The following is a 16,673-nucleotide window of genomic DNA, read 5'->3' as shown; positions in this document are numbered from 1 at the left end:
ATCTCTATACATACTCTGCCGAAGGAGCAAGAAACAATGAGAATTGGAGAGCTTACCGAACTGGATAAACGGAATCGGCTGTTTGTCAAAATATTGTGGGTGATGCTGGCGCTTGGCGTCTTGACGGATCTGGCCATCGGCCTTGGCATGAACATGATCCTGCTGCTTGCCGTCTTTGGGCTTGTCACCTGCGGTACAGCTACGCTGATGACGTATCGGCGTATTTTAACTTCCTACATTAAGTATTTTGTTGCCTCTATTATTACGGTCATCGTTTTAATGCTGATTTTATCTGATCCCCACCCCATTATCAGCACATATTTTCTGATCTATGTCAATTTGGCCGTGATGACGCTGTATGCGGATTATAAGCCGATTATTTTCACAGGCATTCTTGGGGCGGGGGTGAGCACCTATTTGTACCTGACGCCGACGTACCGGGAGCAGTTATTTCCTGGGGAATCCCTCGTTTATTTGTATCTCTATTTGGCGTTTGCCACAGCAGCCCTTGCCTTTTCGGCCGGATTCAGCCAGCGTCTGCAACAGCAGGTTACGGCGAAGCAGCAGGAAACGCTTGAAGCGAAGAATACGGTGGATAACTTGCTTCAGCAGCTTAAATCCTCGGTGCTGGTGCTGAACGAATTTAATGAAAGCCAGCAGTCGGGCGTGCGCGGGGCCGGAGAAATTTCCAAAGAGGTGACGCAGAGCTTCACGGAAATGTCGGCATCGATCGAAAAGCAGACGGACAGCATTATGCATATTAACGAGAACGCACAAATCATGAATGACGCCGTCGGGCAGCTGCTTGAAGGGACGGGCCAGTTGCAGGATTATGCCGCAGACAACGCCAAGCTCACGGAGCGAAGCAGCACGCAGATTACCTTGTTATCCGGCGAGGTGCAAAGCGTGCATCAGATGATCGACCATACCGTGCGGATGATGCAGCTTCTGAATGAAGAGAATGAACGGGTGAGCTCCATCGTCATGGTCATCCGCGGTTTGGCGGAGCAGACGAATCTGCTCGCGCTCAATGCGGCGATCGAAGCGGCGCGGGCCGGAGAACACGGGCAGGGCTTCGCGGTCGTGTCCGGCGAGGTGCGAAAGCTGGCCGACAGCTCGAGCAAGGCCGCATCCGAGATCGGCGAGATCCTGTCGGGTATTCGTGAACAAATCAGTGCGGTCCATAACCAGGTCGTTCAGGGACAGACCGCCGTAGCGACCAGCAGCGAGGTATCGCTGGAAGTGATGCAGCTGATTCAGCGCATCCATGAAAACATGGAGCAGGTGAAGGAGCGTGCCGACCGCGTGGGCGGTTCCGCGGAGCATCTTCATACAAGGCAGCAGGATATCTCCGACAGCATGGCGCATATCGCGGCTGCAACGCAGCAGAACATGGCCTCGGTCGAGGAAATGCATGGCAGCATGAGCAGCCAGGACTCCAAAATTAGCGCGCTGGTTCAGGACTATGCCAAGCTGGATCGTCTGATATCGGACATGAAGCAGCTGGTATCCAAGCACTAGATTGGGTTGATATTATAAAATAAAAAAAGACATCCGGCAGATGAGGCTGGATGTCTTTTTTTGGGTAAAGATATAGAAAGAGCAGCATTTAAGGGCAGAAGCCATTTGAAGTTGACTCTTCCAACTGTATCTAATATGATTACAGTACAACATATTGTTACTATTCAAGTTACAGTTATACCAACTTTTAAAATAGGCGGTGGAATGATGATGACATTCGAAAAAAGCGATTGGGTCCAGGGCAAGACGGTGGACGGGGAGTTCATTCACGGATACATTGAAACGGTGGGAGCTCAGCAGGATCTGGTTCGAGTACGCATCGTTCAATCCGACAACAAGAAGACCATCGGCCGGGTGATTGCTCTGCATGGGGCTTGGTTAAAGCACCTGCCGGTGAACCCGCTTGATGATAAAAAGAACCTTGAGAGCCTGATTGACCTTGCCTTGGCAACCTCGGACAAAGCTTGGTTCGACGAGCTCACGGATCAGCTGAAGGCCTTGACGCAGGAAAAAGATAAAGCCAGAAACATCCGTTTCGGCAACATGCGGATCAACCGCTTGGGACTGTACGAGAACAAATAATGAAAAAGGCGAAGCACCGGGGGGGATTCCGGTGCTTCGCCTTTTTCATTAGCCATATAAATACGATTTGATGTCCTTACCCATATAAGCCTTCCATACGATGAGATTATAGGGATCTTCCCAGTCGATATGTTGCGGCTGCTCGAACATCCGGTGCAGCCGGTTATTATTGAAGATGATGGAGCCCTGCTGATCAAAGGCGACGCCGTCTACCCAGAGCATTCTGTCATCGGACACGAGCTTGGTGAAGGAACGGGTAACAGGTGAATAGCAGCCGATACCCTTTCCTTCGAGCATCGTGTACAGTACATTTCCTTGATTGTCGGCATGCATGCCGTCGGTTGTCGTGTCCTTGCTTCCCATGGCTTGAACGCTGCGGCGGATCGTTTCTTGAGGCGTAGAGAAATCCCTCAGCAGCGAGGTGTCGATGGAATAGAGATTGCGGCCGGTGACCTGGCAGTAGTATAGCGAGCCCCGGTCGGCAGACAAGGCGATACCGTCGGCTCCGATCTTGAGCGGTTTGTTGCGGTAAACAGGCTCCGTGTCGATCTCAAAACGGAACTTCGGAAAATCCTGCGTGCTTTCGTGGCGGTCCAGCACGCGGCGGAATTCTCCGGTCCTCATGTTAAACACAATGATTCCCCCGTCCAACGGATGGTCTGGCCAGCCGCAGCCTGAATCGGTTATATATACGTACCCGTTGCGATTATCGACAACCAGGTCATTCAGGAACGAAGTGCGGTATGGAGCGATGGAGTCCGGGATGACGATGGAGGCAATCAATCGCTGCGTATTCAAATCCCAGACGATCATTTTTTGCGAGCCCTCGGGAGAAGGGGCGTAGGCGATTTTCCCTTGGTCAAGCAGCCACATTCGGTTGTGCTCGTCAATCTCATAACCCAAAACGGATTGCAGCATCCGCACATCCCCGGCACGGTTCCACTCCCAGCTGGGGAACGCTTCCAGAACCGGCTTCCCGTCCGCCATGACGATTCGGTTCATCGTGGAGGGCACGCCCTCCGCCCAGCGCGGAACGGATACGTAAACCGTACCCTGCCGGTCGACCTTGACCCCGGCGGGCATGCAGGTTTTCCAATATTGATGCTCCTCGAACGCCTGCTTCATGGCAGGATTCGGGAAATTCCAGTCCAGGTGCTTCCAATGAAACATAATTCGGTAAGGAATGGACATGCCTCTGACCTCCTGAAATGTTGATTATAGAGGATACGCTGACGTTTTATTTTGCTTCTCTTTGAATTTCATGATCATGCAGGAGAAGCAGTCACTCTTTTTTTAGTGCGATGTATAAGTTATATGCCCGGGGTTTGAACGGCCATTCTTACTTCCTTGAAGGTAGCGGGGAAATATTCCGCTTCTTTTTTGGTATGAAAATGTGGTATCGTTATGTGTTATGAAAAAAAGGACGGTTTAAAGGAGATCACATGACATTTAATGATTTGAAGATTGACCCTGCGATTCTGAAAGCACTAGCGAAAGAAAAATATGCGAAGCCGACGCCGATCCAGGAGCAATCGATTCCGGCTGTGCTTGCGGGCCGGGATTTACTGGGCTGCGCACAAACGGGAACGGGGAAGACGGCCGCATTCGCCGTACCCACGATTCAGCTGTTGAGCCAGCAGCCCCATAAACCAGGTACGACACGCCGCATACGTTCATTGATTTTGACGCCGACGAGAGAGCTTGCGCTCCAGATCGATGAAAATATGAAAGCTTACAGTCAGTTCACGGATATCCGCTGCTCCGCGATTGTCGGCGGCGTTTCCCAAAGAGTACAGGAGCGCGCGCTTCAGCAAGGTGCAGACGTTATTATTGCAACACCGGGCCGCCTGATCGACCTCATCAATCAAAAGCGCATCGATCTGCAGCATGTTCAAATTCTGGTGCTGGATGAAGCGGACCGGATGCTGGACATGGGCTTCATTCATGACGTCAAGCGGATCATCGCCAAGATGCCGGTGAAGAAGCAAACCTTGTTCTTCTCGGCGACCATGCCTCCGGAGATATCCAAATTGGTGAAAACCCTTCTGGTCGATCCGGTCAAAGTGGAGATTACCCCGGTGTCTTCCACAGCGGATCGGATTAAGCAGTCGGTTTATTTGCTGGCATCGGGAAACAAGCAGAAGCAGTTGAATGAATTGATGAAGGATACCTCGATCGTATCCGCACTGGTGTTTACGCGGACGAAGCGCGGCGCCGACCGGGTGGTCAGGGATTTGAAAAAGGTGAACGTCACTGCCCAGGCCATTCATGGCAATAAATCGCAGACGGACCGGCAGATTGCCTTGAAAAATTTCAAAAACGGGGTTACGCGTGTGCTGGTTGCGACGGATATCGCCGCCAGGGGGATTGATATCGATGAGCTGTCCCATGTCATCAACTTTAACCTGCCTAATATTCCCGAAACTTACGTTCACCGGATCGGCCGGACGGGAAGAGCGGGACTGAGCGGAACAGCGATTTCCTTCTGCGAAGTTGATGAGCTTCCATTCCTGAAGGATATCGAGAAGCTGATCGGTAAGAGCATTCCAGAGGTTAAGGGACATGACTATCCGATGCCGAGATCCTCGATGGCCGCCAAAGCGCATCAGTCCGATAAATCGGCAGCGGCGCGTTCCGGCAAACCGAAGGCAAACACGGCCCGTAAGCCCAAGGATCATGAGCCTCGTCATTCGAAGGAAGCTTCCAATCGCAACTCCAAGGGGACTCCAGCGAAAAATACGAAGGAGAATCCTTACCGTAAGCCGCAGGAAGGCCCGGGACGCAAGTCCAAAACGAACCCGAACCGCAAGCCGAAATCCGAGTGGTTCCAAAAAGGAAGCAAAACAGGAAGCTCCAACGCCTAAAACATGATATCTGGATGTGGGTTTTGAAATAGGACGATACAACAAAACAGGCTATCTGCATATGCAGACAGCCTGTTTTTTTAGATATCAGAAAGTAAAGTATGTTATTTTTCAGCAATAATCATGAAGCGCTTGGCATGGGTCCGGATGCCTTGATCCGTTTGGTGTTCCTCTATAAACCGGTTCAGGATATGAAAATCCGCTTCGTCATGGCCGAAATTCGGTACAATGGGCGTATATTTTAACAGAAAGATGAGATCTTCAGCCGTATGGTAGTATTCGGTGGCATCGTACTCAAAGGTTTGAATCCGGGCAAACCCCGCAGCCTTTAATTCGGCAGCATACCGGTTTTTTAGAGCGCCGGGTTCGTTATTCCATGCCTGACCTCTTCCAAAGGCTTGTTTGAGGTTGTTTTTATCGCCTTCGCTAACCTGCTGGGTAAGAAAAACGCCATTCTTCGTTAATACTCTTGCCGCTTCCTTGGCATAAAACTCTGAATGCCTGCAGGTTACGACGTTGAAAAACGCGTCCGGGAAATGAAGCTGCGCCGCATCCATGTGCAGGAAGCGCACATTAGACCTGCCGGAGCTGCCGAGGTTGTGAGCCGCTGTCTCCAGCATGCCTTCGGATTGGTCAATGCCGACCAAAAGCAGAGCGGAATCCGCAAGGGCTAACAATGCCTCGCCACCGCCTGTACCGATATCGAGCAGAACATCCGCAGGGCGGCACCATGATTTCACCTGATCGGAAAAATTCCATGCCGCGCCTTCCACAGTCACACGCAGTGTGCTGAAGTCCCAGCCGTTCAATCGGCCGACTTTATTATAAAAATGTTGGTATTCTTTCGGGTTCATCGTATATTTCCACCTTTCAAATCAGGGCTCCGCCCGTTCAAAGTAATAATCCGTTTACGATCAGAGGGCAGACTTCGCCCCTGACAGCTGGTACGCGTTTGGATCCAGCCCGATCGCTATTTACTTCGAACGTTACGGAAAAACATCCGGCTCACCTCATTTGAAAGAATATACTCATCATATTTGATCCATGTTGTCTAATCAATGGCTGAATTTGTAATATTATGGATTGTTTATCTTTCCTGTTTTTGCTATCATTTTTATAGCAAAATGATAGAATCGATGAATTGAGGTCGGATGGATGAATCGTAAAATGATTATAACGACGGCAGCTTCTCTGGTCATTGGCGTTGCCGCCGGAACGGGCTTTATGATGAACGATCAAGCTTACAGCTCGGTCAAACAGGCCGTGGGCGGAGGCACGAGCAATGCCGTCGGACAGATTGATCTTAGCGGTATGGATCTTGAAACGGCGCTTCAGGCCGTTCAAGAACAACGTGCGAGTCAATTGGACAAGCAGCTGAATCAACAAATCAACGATGTTCAGAAGAGAAATGAACAGATTGCAGGAATAAGCGATCTGCTCTCCAACGTGAATAATGCAAGAGCTCAGGCGAGTACGGACGGACAATATACACTCCCGAGCGATGTCAGCAGCAAACTGTCTGAGCAGGGTCTTGGGGATGGATCCAAGGCAAGCTATACGAAGGATGAGCTGGACAAGATCAGCCAGGATCTGAAAGGGAAAATCGACTCCTTATCGAACAGCCAACAGATCGACATGCTGCGCCTTCAGTCGTTGTCCGACAAACGCAATGAAGCTTTTGATACGATGACGAATTTTATCAAAAAAATGCAGGACTCAAGAAGCAGCATTATCGGCAATATGAGATAGTCAGTACCAAATGAAGATGAAAGAGAGGAATCTGCCGTACGGCGGATTCTTTTCGTGTATGGAGAGATGGAAATGACAATGATGGCGGTAGATTTTTTGCGGAGTCACCCGCTTTTTCGCGGCGTACCCGTTCCCGAGCTGGAAGGGGCAGCTAGGTCAATGCATGAAGAGAGCTTCCACGACGGAGACAGCCTGATTGTTGAGGGCAGCTACGGCAATTCCTGTTATTTCATTATGGGCGGACAGGTGCAGGTCGTATCGCGGAATTTGGTGGGGCAATCCGTCACGCTCGATGTGCTCGGCGAAGGAGAGCTGATCGGTGAAGTCGCCCTGTTTTTGGAGGAGAAAAGAACCTCCGGCGTTCAGGCCATCGGCGAAGTGAAGGCGCTCCGGCTGGAGCAGAATGCCTTCAGCCGGCTTGCCGCCGCAAGCCCGATGTTTCATGAAAGCTTGTCCTTCTCGGCGCGCATTCGTACGATGCATGCGATGCTCAGCAAGGCAACCATCTGGGCGGCGATCCCGAACGCAGAGCTGCGCGGGCTGGCGGAAGTGACGGTAAGACGGAAGGTTTATAAAGGCGATGCGATCGTAGCGGAAGGTGTCATGGCTGACAAGTTCTACATGATCGCCGAGGGCCGTTTCGAGGTCCGCTCGGGGCGCCGTAAAAAAGCGGTATATGAAGCCGGGGATTATTTTGGCGAGATGGACTTGTTAACGGGCGAAGCGCATACGGGAACCGTGACGGCGCTGGAGAACGGAGAACTGATGGTGATGGGGCGTGACGAGTTTCATTTCGTCCTTCAGCAGTATGAGCCGGTCAGACGGCAGTTTCATGAGGTGCTGCGTATCCGCCGGCCGGATCTGCTCACCGAGACCGTGAAAGCCAAGCTGCATTTTACCGAGGACGCGGGTGAGCATGAAGCGGTGTCCCAAGAACGACCGGCTGCATCCATTCCTGCGCCATCCACCGTCAAAAAGGAACGCTGGATGGACATCTTACTCATCCTTGGCGGCATTTTCATCGTGTTCACGATTTTGGCCGCGTGGCTGAAGCAGCCGGTTTGGATTTATGCGGCGCTGCTGTCCGGAGGGTTCGTGGGTCCGGTCTCATTCGTCGCTTATATGCGAGGCTCGCAGCTGCTGGGATTCCGGCTGTGGAGGCTGGCGGCGGTCTTTGCCGCGTCGGCCGTCGTTGCGCTGCCCATTGCCTGGCTGCTCGAGCATGAGTGGCTGGATATTACCGGCATGCAAGCCAATCCGTCCGGGCATGTCCAGGCAGCCATGTGGATTGCCGTCATTGAAGAAATCGCGAAGCTGCTGGTGTGCCTGTTCTTCCTGCGCAGCCGCAAGCAGCGGTTCCTGATGGACGCGATCGTCTTCGGCGCCGCCGCGGGCATGGGCTTCGCGGCCATCGAGAGCATCATGTACGGCTTGACCTACCTGCAGAATCATGCCACTTCCGGCATGCTGGCCGTGTTATGGGTGCGTGCCCTGATCTCGCCGTTCGGTCACGGGACATGGACGGCGATCGCATCCGCAGGCATATGGTACGGATTGGGACGCAGCGGATATGCAGGCAGCGCTCGCGGAACGCAGGCGAAAAGGATGCTGTCGATGATCACGCTGCTTGCGGCGAGCATTTTGCTGCATGCGCTGTGGGATTACCAGTACACGAGCGGTACCGTCAAGCTGATCGGCATGCTGGTCGTGGCCGTTGCCGGTATCGCGCTGCTGTTTATGCTGATCCGCCGGGGCTCCCGGGATGAGCAGTATATGCTGCACGCCGTGAATCCCGAGCAGCAGCTGGAGGAGCGGCTGATAGCAGCCGTCGGCAAGGAGCAAGACAAGGCGGGAGCGCAGGCGCTGATCTGCGATGCATGTAAGACCGTCGCGCCCGCGGGCTCCAGGTATTGCGCCCGCTGCGGCCAAGCGCTGAAGTTATAGAAGAATGTGAAAAGGGCCGTTCAGGAGTGATACCTGAACGGCCTTTTAGTTGTGATTATGTTTATGGAAGAGAAGCAGCAGTACCGGCCTATTGTAGCGGAGAGGCCAGACGATTGCGAACAAGCAAAGCGGTCGCCTTTGTCTTCGGATTCTCCCAGCGACAGGTGAGTTCAATAAGAATCCGAAGACAACAGCGATGGCAGCAACGACTGGCCGCGGAGCGCTCTCCGAGGCAGGCAGTAGCAATGTGCACTACATCAAGGAGCTTCTATGGCGGTGCCCAGCGAAGCGATGACTAGAAAAAAGTTGGCATTCATCACCGTCACAGCGGAGAGGCCAGACGATTGCGAACAAGCGAAGCGGTCCGGCAGCAACGACTGGCCGCGGAGCGCTCTTCGAGGCAGGTAGTAGCAGCGTCACTACAACAAGAAGTTACTATGATTGTCCCCCCGTGCATTCATTCGTATAATGTAAGTTGCAAGCTCTAGATTAGAGGACGAGTCTTAAGCCAATCTTAAAATTTGATAAAAAATGGTATTGTACAGACACCTGCGCATCACGAACAGGAGGAACACCTATGGGTCTTGAAATCGAACGGAAATTTTTGCTGCCGGCCTATCCGGCATCACTCATCGAGGCACAGGAGGTCCAAATTGAAAAAGAGCAGATGATCGAGCAGACCTATTTGGCTATTGCCGGAGATCAGGAGCTGAGGGTAAGAAAGATCAAGGATCTGGCGCAGGGGCAGACGGAGTACACGCATACCTTCAAAAGAGGGCACGGCATCGCCCGCGAGGAAGTGGAGTACGGCATTTCCGCGGAGCTCTATGGGCAGATGATCCAAACGCATCAGGCGATCCCCCTGATCAAAAAACGGACGACGGCACGCTTTGGCGGCACCCGTATCGAGATTGATGATTATGAGCAGATCAGCCTGCTTGTGCTGGAAGTGGAATTCGCATCGGTAGAGGAAGCCGAAAGCTTTGACCCTCCGGAATGGTTCGGCCGCGATATCAGCAGCGCCAAGGAATACAGCAATAAAAAGGTGTGGAAAGAGCTGCAGCAGCAGAAGCGGAGCTGATCAAGGACAGCAAGCGATCTGCGTTCGTCCGAAGTCATACGTAAGCTATTGCACAGGGCATCCGCTCAAGGTTGTATCCGAGCTTCCATAGACCGCCCAAAAGAACAAGCGCCCCGATTGACTCGGGGCGCTTGTTTGCGTCGATAGTACCTATGAAGGCGTGGGTGCCTTATCCCACCCCCATATGCCTGAACTTGCCGAGCCCGTTACTTCGTCAACATCACCGATTCCCGGAAGATCGGCTTCGTCTGAATATGCGTCACCTGATGCGGCTGCGACGGCTCCTGAATGCGGGACAGCAGCATATCGGCCGCCGTAATGCCCATTTCGTCGCTGAAAATATGCACGGTCGTCAGATGCGGCTCGACGATGCGCGATTCCGGGGCGTTATCGAAGCCGACGACGGCGATGTCCTCGGGAATGGAGACGTTTTTGTTCTTGAGCGATTTCATGACGTTGACCGCAATGAAGTCGTTGGCGCAGACGAAGGCCGCAGGCAGATCGGTGATTTGCGCCAGCCGTTTGTCCATCCAATCGGCTTCGGAGATGAATTCCTTGTCCGGATTTAAGATGCACTGGTCCAGATCGAGCGGCAGTCCCGCCTCGGTGAGGGCCCGGTTAAAGCCCGCCCAGCGCTCATTGAAGCTTTTGCAGTGATTGTAATCGCCGATAAATCCCAGGGAGCTGCAGCCGCTCTCGATCAATTTGCGGGTCATGAAATACGTGCTGTGCTCGTTTTCCATCAGCAGCAGATCTGCCTCCAGATCGGGGTAGAACATGTCGGCCGCGCAGTCGATGAAGATGGTGGGGAGCCCGAGGCTCGTGATTTTTTGCGTGTATTCCTTATCGAACAGCTCGATGCAGATGATACCGTCCACCTTGGACGTTTCGAAATTGTTGGGCAGCTGCTGGGCGCTTCGTTCGAAATCGCGCACGATGTGGATCGATAGATTATATCCTTCGGCGCTGATCCGTTTCTCGAGTCCGCTGATCAGCCGCGAGCCGAAGTGGGAGCTGCTGGGCATATTAGCCGTCAGTAGGGCGATGTTCCCCGGGTTTTTCGCTAACAGATTGTCGGTTTCCATATATGCAAATTGTTTATATTTAAGCTCGATCGCTTTTTTGATGACCTTGTTGCGGGTTTCGCTCGGAATGCTGTCACTGCCGTTCAGCGCCTTGGACGCCGTGTTTCGCGAAATGCCCAGCGCGTCGGCGATGTCTTGAATCGTTACTTTTTCCTTCATGTATGTCAGTTCACCTCTACGAATTATTCCACTCCAGCCGCATGTGCGTATGTCTCCCCGTTGTTTGCTGTCTTTTCTATTCTATGACAAATGTATAATAGTTTAGCCGAAATAGCAATGTTATTTTTACAAATGCACACATTAACTTTACATTTTTGATTGAATATATGATGTTTTTACGTTGCTTTGTTTACATGATGTAGTTTTAAGTGCCGTTTGCGTTGTTTTCCTGTCTAATTGAGTTATCATTTCGGGATTGCTTCCTAAATATTTACATTTATATCATTTTACCATTAATTATGAACAAAATTTTATTGTCAATTGCACAAATATTTATTTACAAAAGTTATTGACGAATGTTACATCCTTTGATAAATTGTAAAAGCGGCGGTAAACGTTAAGGGGAAATGAAAGCCTTTTCCGTCACGCGCATGCTCAACTTTCACGGTAAGAATGGAGGTTACGGTTTGGAAAACACAGTTAAAGTCGATCAACGGGCAGCGGTGCTTAAACGGAGGAGCTCGGCGGGGCGCATGCTCGATTTTCTGAAAAAGAACTACTTTTTGTACATCCTGCTCGCTCCGGCATTGATCCTGACCCTGATATTCAAATATGTCCCCATGTACGGCGCCATCATCGCTTTCAAGGATTTCAGCCCGATCCGGGGCATTATGGGAAGTCCGTGGGTGGGGCTGAAGCATTTCGAGAAGTTTTTGTACTCGCCCAATTTCGACGTTATTTTTATGAATACGCTTAAATTGAGCTTCCTGGGCCTTATCTTCAGCTTTCCGGTGCCGATCCTGCTGGCGCTGATGCTGAACCAGGTCCGGAAGACGGCGGTAAAAAAGAACGTCCAGCTCTTTTTGTATGCCCCGAACTTCATTTCGGTCGTCGTCATTGTCGGCATGCTGTTCATCTTTTTGTCGCCGACCGGACCGGTCAATCAGATCATGATGCATTTCACGGGCAAGCCGCTGATGTTCATGTCCGAGCCGGGGTATTTCCGCTGGATATACATTCTGTCGGATATTTGGCAGGGAGCGGGCTGGGCATCGATCATCTACGTTGCCGCGCTCGCCAATGTCGATCCGGAGCTGCATCATGCGGCAAGCCTGGATGGGGCGAATCTGCTGCAGCGGATCCGAAACATCGATCTTCCGACGATCCGGCCGATCATGGCAATCGTGTTCATCCTGGCGGCGGGAGGTATCATGTCCATCGGCTTCGAAAAGGCGTATCTGATGCAGACCTCGATGAACCTGCCCGCATCAGAAATCATTGCCACCTACGTGTACAAGGTCGGTTTGCAATCGGGGGATTACGCGTATTCCGCGGCGGTCGGATTGTTCAACTCCGTCATCAACGTCATTTTGCTGCTGACCGTGAACGTTATCGTCAAAAAACTGAACGAAGGCGAAGGTCTCTACTAGAAAGGAAGTGTATCCAAATATGGCTGTCAAGCATTCCGGGCTCGACCGTTTCCTGCTGGCGTTGAATGTTATTTTTCTCACGCTGGCTGTACTCATCGTTGTCGTGCCGCTCGTGTATATCGTGGTCGCTTCGTTCATGGACCCGACCGTGCTGCTGAACAAGGGGCTTTCCTTCCGGATCTCCGACTGGAGCCTTGAGGGGTACAGGAAGATTTTGTCTAACCCGGCGATGGTCCGCGGATTTTTCAACTCGGTGTTTTACTCCGCCGCCTTTGCGTTCGTAACCGTCGCGGTATCGGTGTGCGCAGGGTATGCGCTGTCGGAGGAACGGCTGGCGGGACGCGGGTTCTTCATGACGCTTTTCATCATCACGATGTTTTTCGGGGGCGGCCTGATTCCGACGTATTTGCTGGTCCGCAACCTCCACATGCTGAACACGGTGTGGGCGATTATCATTCCTGGCGCCGTCAACGTATGGAACATCATTTTGTCCAGAACGTTCTTCAAGGGCGTGCCCAAGGAGCTGAAGGAGGCTGCGAATGTCGACGGCGCTACGGATGCGGGGATCTTCGTGCGGATCGTCCTGCCTTTGTCCAAACCGATCATCTTCGTGCTGGCGCTGTATGCGTTCGTCGGGCAGTGGAACTCCTATTTCGACGCCATGATCTATTTGGAGGATGCGAAGCTCCATCCGCTGCAGCTCGTCCTGCGCTCCATCCTCATTCAAAACCAGGCCGCGCCGGGCATGATCAGCGATCAATTGGCCATGAACGAGCTGAAGCGCCTGTCGGAGATGATCAAATATTCGGCGATCGTCATCTCCAGTCTGCCGCTGCTCGTAATGTACCCGTTCTTCCAGAAATATTTCGAAAAAGGTGTGATGGTGGGTTCCCTGAAATAGGCCGCCCCCTGAACATACATAGCCATCATTCATTTTCTCGCAAGGCTGGTTTTTCGTTGCAATGAAGATCGTATAAATAATGGAGGTCATCGTGATGAAAAGATTACAGACAAAGAAAACCGCGGGCAAAGCCGTTTCGCTGTCCGCTCTGGCAGCGCTGCTGCTGCTCTCCGGCTGCGGAGGAGGCAAGACGGACGAGGTATCGAAGGACGGCAAATTAACCTTGAACTTCCTGACGCAAAGCTCGCCGCTGGCCCCGGCCGATCCGAACGACAAGCTGATCAATAAAAGGCTGGAAGAGAAAACGGGCGTCCACATCAAATGGACCAATTACACCAATGACGTTTTCGCGGAAAAGCGCAATCTGGCCATGGCGAGCGGAGACTTGCCCGATGCGGTGTTCGACGCAGGCTACGGCGACTATGATCTGTTGAAGCTGGCCAAAGACGGGGCGATCATTCCGCTGGATGACCTGATCGAGAAGAATATGCCGAATTTCAAAAAGGTGCTGGAGCAGGCTCCGGAATACAAGTCGATGATTACCGCCCCGGACGGCCATATTTACTCTTTTCCTTGGATCGAGGAGCTCGGTTCCGGCAAAGAGCGGATTCAAGCGGTGGACGATCTGCCGTGGATTAACGTCGAATGGCTGAAAAAGCTCGGACTTGAAATGCCGAAGACGACGGATGAGCTGAAAAAGGTGCTGATCGCCTTCAAGACGCAGGACCCGAACGGCAACGGCAAGGCGGACGAAATTCCGCTGTCCTTCATCAATAAGCCGGGCGGCGAGGATTTGGCGTTCCTGTACGCCTCCTTCGGCCTGGGCGAGAATTGGGACCATACGGTCGTGACCGACGACGGGAAGGTCGTATTCACGGCGTCCCAGGACGGCTACAAAGACGCGGTCAAATACATTCACGAGCTGTACCAAGAGGGATTGATCGACATCGAGTCCTTCCAGCAGGACTGGAACACGTATTTGGCCAAGGGCAAAGACGACCGCTACGGACTATACTTCACGTGGGATAAGGCGAACATTACCGGCAGCAACGACAAGTATGATCTGATGCCTCCGCTTGCGGGACCGAGCGGCGAAGTGAATGTGACCCGGACGAACGGCATCGGACTGGACCGCGGCCGTATGGTCATCACCAGCACCAACAAGCATCCCGAAGAAACGGCGAAATGGGCCGATCAGCTGTACGATCCGCTGCAATCCGTTCAGGACAACTGGGGCACTTACGGGGATGACAAACAGCAAAACATTTTCGAATTCGACGAAGCGAAAGGCATGCTGAAGCATCTGCCGCTTGAAGGAACAGCTCCGGTCGAGCTGCGGCAAAAAACGAGCATCGCCGGCCCGCTGGCAATTCTGAACAGCTATTACGGCAAGTATACTACAATGCCGGACGACGCGGCATGGCGCCTGAAGCTGCTGAAGGACGTGATGGTGCCGCATATGAAGGCGAAAAACAATTACCCGAACGTGTTCTTCTCCATCGATGAGCTCGACCGGCTTTCGACAATTCAAACGGATATGTTCGCTTACGTGGAACGAAAACGCACAGAATGGTATCAAAACGGGAAAATCGATCAGGAGTGGGATGCGTACCTGAAGGAGCTGAACCGCTTGGGGCTGCAGGAATGGCTCAAAATCAAGCAGTCGGGTTATGACCGCAACGCCCAATAAAGAGAATACGAAAACGGACCCGGCTGCGGACCGCCTATGTGCGCGAATCGCGGCCGGGTCCGTCCAATCCCCATATGAAGGAGTTTATCGAATGTCTGTACTGCTGCAAGATCAAAGACGGGGGACATATCACTTTTCCCCGCGGCACAACTGGATGAACGATCCGAACGGCATGGTTTATTTCAATGGAGAGTACCACCTGTTTTTTCAGCATCATCCGCAAGGAACCACCTGGGGACCGATGCACTGGGGACATGCGGTAAGCAGGGATCTGGTGGCCTGGGAGGAGCTTCCGATCGCGCTTGCGCCCGATGAGCACGGCACCATTTTTTCGGGCAGCGCCGTGGTCGACTGGAATGATACGACGGGCTTTTTCGGCGGAAAGCCGGGACTCGTGGCAATATTCACCCATCATTTAGATGTGCCCGGCGAGGAGCATCCGGTCCAAACCCAAAGTCTCGCATACAGCGCCGATCAAGGGAGAACCTGGACGAAATACGCAGGGAATCCGGTGCTTAGGCATGACTCGTACATCGATTTCCGCGATCCCAAAGTGTTCTGGCATGAGCCGATGTCGCAATGGGTCATGATCCTGGCTTGCGGCCAATCCGTCAGCCTGTACCGTTCCCCGGATCTTAAAGTCTGGACGCTTGCGAGCGAGTTCGGCGAGGGCATCGGTTTTCACGGGGGCGTCTGGGAATGCCCGGATTTGTTCCCGCTGCCCGTCGAAGGAGAACCGGGCAGCCGCAAATGGGTGATGCTGGTGAGCATCGGCGATGCCCCGGATTATGAGGAAGGTTCAAGAACCCAGTATTTCACGGGGGACTTTGACGGTGAACGTTTCATGCCGGATGCGTGCTCGCAAAGCCAGGTCCGGTGGCTGGATTACGGCCGCGACAATTATGCGGGCGTCAGCTGGTCGGACGTTCCTGCGGCGGACGGAAGACGACTCTTCATCGGCTGGATGAGCAACTGGAAATATGCGAATCAGACGCCTACCGGCGGCTGGAGGGGAGCGACGACGATCGCCAGGGAACTGCGGCTTAAGCAGGTGAACGGCGAGGCGATGTTAACCCAGCAGCCCGTGCGGGAGCTCGAAGCGTACCGTAAGCCGGTTATGACGCTGCGGGATGCGGAGGCTCAGGACATTTCCGGCCGGTTGGCGGATCTTCAACTGGACGGATTTGAGATTCATGCCCGTGCCGCGCTCACGGAATCGCTTGGTTCTTTCGCCTTCAAGGTCAGAGTCGGAGCGGGGCAGGAGACGGTTGTAGGCTATAACGCCGAAACGGGGGAGGTATACGTGGATCGCAGCCGGTCCGGCGCCATTGATTTTCACCCGGCGTTTGCAGGCAAGCACGCGGCATCGCTCCGAGATGGAGGGGATGCCCTGGACCTGCGGATTTTCGTTGACAAGTCCTCCGTCGAAGTGTTCGTCAATGGCGGCGAGATCGTGTTGACGGAATTGATATATCCCCATCCTGGCGCGGAGGGCTTGGAACTGCATACGGATGACAAACGCCTGGCGTTTGATATGTTCGACTTGTACGAGATAGCAGTTCCGGCGAGGGACAAAGAATACCGAACAGAATAAATGATGAGGGATCGCTTAGCCGATGTTGGCGAGGGATTCTGAAAACGAAATAAATGACGACAGGAGCATCGAC

General features: G+C 52.9%; 13 protein-coding genes. 10 read left to right on the top strand and 3 right to left on the bottom strand.

Going from position 1 to position 16,673, the window contains the following annotated elements; genetic code table 11:
- Positions 1–36 precede the first annotated feature (36 nt).
- The gene (locus tag PCH05_RS20695) at positions 37–1,521 is read left to right on the top strand and encodes a methyl-accepting chemotaxis protein (protein WP_127605412.1); all 1,485 of its coding nucleotides are present in this window, start codon (positions 37–39) and stop codon (positions 1,519–1,521) included.
- 210 nt (positions 1,522–1,731) lie between these two features.
- Positions 1,732–2,103, top strand: coding sequence for an IDEAL domain-containing protein (locus PCH05_RS20690; protein ID WP_164766739.1), 372 nt, complete (start codon positions 1,732–1,734; stop codon positions 2,101–2,103).
- A gap of 48 nt (positions 2,104–2,151) precedes the next feature.
- On the opposite strand, the gene PCH05_RS20685 is transcribed toward PCH05_RS20690, so the two are convergent.
- Positions 2,152–3,294 carry an L-dopachrome tautomerase-related protein gene (locus PCH05_RS20685; RefSeq protein ID WP_127605409.1) on the bottom strand — a complete coding sequence of 381 codons (1,143 nt, stop codon included), beginning with the start codon at positions 3,292–3,294 and terminating at the stop codon, positions 2,152–2,154.
- Positions 3,295–3,545: 251 nt separating this feature from the next.
- Between PCH05_RS20685 and PCH05_RS20680 the strand changes: the two genes are divergently transcribed.
- Complete coding sequence (locus PCH05_RS20680; protein ID WP_127605407.1) at positions 3,546–4,967, top strand: DEAD/DEAH box helicase; 1,422 nt, start codon at positions 3,546–3,548, stop codon at positions 4,965–4,967.
- A 104-nt stretch (positions 4,968–5,071) separates the two neighbouring features.
- Here PCH05_RS20680 and PCH05_RS20675 read toward each other — a convergent pair whose 3' ends face one another.
- Complete coding sequence (locus tag PCH05_RS20675) at positions 5,072–5,821, bottom strand: class I SAM-dependent methyltransferase (RefSeq protein ID WP_127605405.1); 750 nt, start codon at positions 5,819–5,821, stop codon at positions 5,072–5,074.
- A gap of 301 nt (positions 5,822–6,122) precedes the next feature.
- On the opposite strand from PCH05_RS20675, the gene PCH05_RS20670 reads away from it, so the two are divergent.
- The 3 genes from PCH05_RS20670 (at position 6,123) to PCH05_RS20660 (ending at position 9,741) form a co-directional block, all read left to right on the top strand.
- Entirely contained in the window at positions 6,123–6,716 is a 594-nt protein-coding gene (locus PCH05_RS20670) for a hypothetical protein (RefSeq protein ID WP_127605403.1), read from the top strand.
- A 72-nt stretch (positions 6,717–6,788) separates the two neighbouring features.
- Entirely contained in the window at positions 6,789–8,660 is a 1,872-nt protein-coding gene (locus PCH05_RS20665; RefSeq protein WP_127605401.1) for a cyclic nucleotide-binding domain-containing protein, read from the top strand.
- 577 nt (positions 8,661–9,237) lie between these two features.
- Positions 9,238–9,741: a CYTH domain-containing protein gene (locus PCH05_RS20660; protein ID WP_127605399.1), complete on the top strand. Its 504-nt coding sequence runs from the start codon at positions 9,238–9,240 to the stop codon at positions 9,739–9,741.
- A 206-nt stretch (positions 9,742–9,947) separates the two neighbouring features.
- Here PCH05_RS20660 and PCH05_RS20655 read toward each other — a convergent pair whose 3' ends face one another.
- Positions 9,948–10,985 (bottom strand): LacI family DNA-binding transcriptional regulator, encoded by a 1,038-nt coding sequence (locus PCH05_RS20655; protein WP_127605397.1) that lies wholly within the window; start codon positions 10,983–10,985, stop codon positions 9,948–9,950.
- Between the two features lie 533 nt (positions 10,986–11,518).
- Between PCH05_RS20655 and PCH05_RS20650 the strand changes: the two genes are divergently transcribed.
- The 4 genes from PCH05_RS20650 (at position 11,519) to PCH05_RS20635 (ending at position 16,600) form a co-directional block, all read left to right on the top strand.
- Positions 11,519–12,415, top strand: a complete 897-nt coding sequence (locus tag PCH05_RS20650; RefSeq protein ID WP_127605525.1) for an ABC transporter permease — start codon at positions 11,519–11,521, stop codon at positions 12,413–12,415.
- Between the two features lie 19 nt (positions 12,416–12,434).
- Positions 12,435–13,316 (top strand): carbohydrate ABC transporter permease, encoded by an 882-nt coding sequence (locus tag PCH05_RS20645; RefSeq protein ID WP_127605395.1) that lies wholly within the window; start codon positions 12,435–12,437, stop codon positions 13,314–13,316.
- Positions 13,317–13,410: 94 nt separating this feature from the next.
- The gene (locus PCH05_RS20640) at positions 13,411–15,006 is read left to right on the top strand and encodes an ABC transporter substrate-binding protein (RefSeq protein WP_127605392.1); all 1,596 of its coding nucleotides are present in this window, start codon (positions 13,411–13,413) and stop codon (positions 15,004–15,006) included.
- A 91-nt stretch (positions 15,007–15,097) separates the two neighbouring features.
- Entirely contained in the window at positions 15,098–16,600 is a 1,503-nt protein-coding gene (locus PCH05_RS20635) for a glycoside hydrolase family 32 protein (protein WP_127605389.1), read from the top strand.
- Positions 16,601–16,673 lie beyond the last annotated feature (73 nt).

The organism is Paenibacillus chibensis (genome assembly GCF_004001045.1).
Classification (GTDB): domain Bacteria; phylum Bacillota; class Bacilli; order Paenibacillales; family Paenibacillaceae; genus Paenibacillus_AQ; species Paenibacillus_AQ chibensis.
The sequence above is the reverse complement of the archived record's forward strand: the minus strand, read 5'-3'. Positions and strand labels throughout refer to the sequence as shown.

Bases quoted from the DNA above. Each gene is read 5' to 3' on its own strand.
- PCH05_RS20660 (WP_127605399.1), top strand. From the start codon at position 9,238: ATGGGTCTTGAAATCGAACGGAAATTTTTGCTGCCGGCCTATCCGGCA.
- PCH05_RS20670 (WP_127605403.1), top strand. From the start codon at position 6,123: ATGAATCGTAAAATGATTATAACGACGGCAGCTTCTCTGGTCATTGGC.
- PCH05_RS20695 (WP_127605412.1), top strand. From the start codon at position 37: ATGAGAATTGGAGAGCTTACCGAACTGGATAAACGGAATCGGCTGTTT.
- PCH05_RS20650 (WP_127605525.1), top strand. From the start codon at position 11,519: ATGCTCGATTTTCTGAAAAAGAACTACTTTTTGTACATCCTGCTCGCT.
- PCH05_RS20685 (WP_127605409.1), bottom strand. From the start codon at position 3,294: ATGTCCATTCCTTACCGAATTATGTTTCATTGGAAGCACCTGGACTGG.
- PCH05_RS20690 (WP_164766739.1), top strand. From the start codon at position 1,732: ATGACATTCGAAAAAAGCGATTGGGTCCAGGGCAAGACGGTGGACGGG.
- PCH05_RS20680 (WP_127605407.1), top strand. From the start codon at position 3,546: ATGACATTTAATGATTTGAAGATTGACCCTGCGATTCTGAAAGCACTA.
- PCH05_RS20635 (WP_127605389.1), top strand. From the start codon at position 15,098: ATGTCTGTACTGCTGCAAGATCAAAGACGGGGGACATATCACTTTTCC.
- PCH05_RS20665 (WP_127605401.1), top strand. From the start codon at position 6,789: ATGACAATGATGGCGGTAGATTTTTTGCGGAGTCACCCGCTTTTTCGC.
- PCH05_RS20675 (WP_127605405.1), bottom strand. From the start codon at position 5,821: ATGAACCCGAAAGAATACCAACATTTTTATAATAAAGTCGGCCGATTG.
- PCH05_RS20645 (WP_127605395.1), top strand. From the start codon at position 12,435: ATGGCTGTCAAGCATTCCGGGCTCGACCGTTTCCTGCTGGCGTTGAAT.
- PCH05_RS20655 (WP_127605397.1), bottom strand. From the start codon at position 10,985: ATGAAGGAAAAAGTAACGATTCAAGACATCGCCGACGCGCTGGGCATT.
- PCH05_RS20640 (WP_127605392.1), top strand. From the start codon at position 13,411: ATGAAAAGATTACAGACAAAGAAAACCGCGGGCAAAGCCGTTTCGCTG.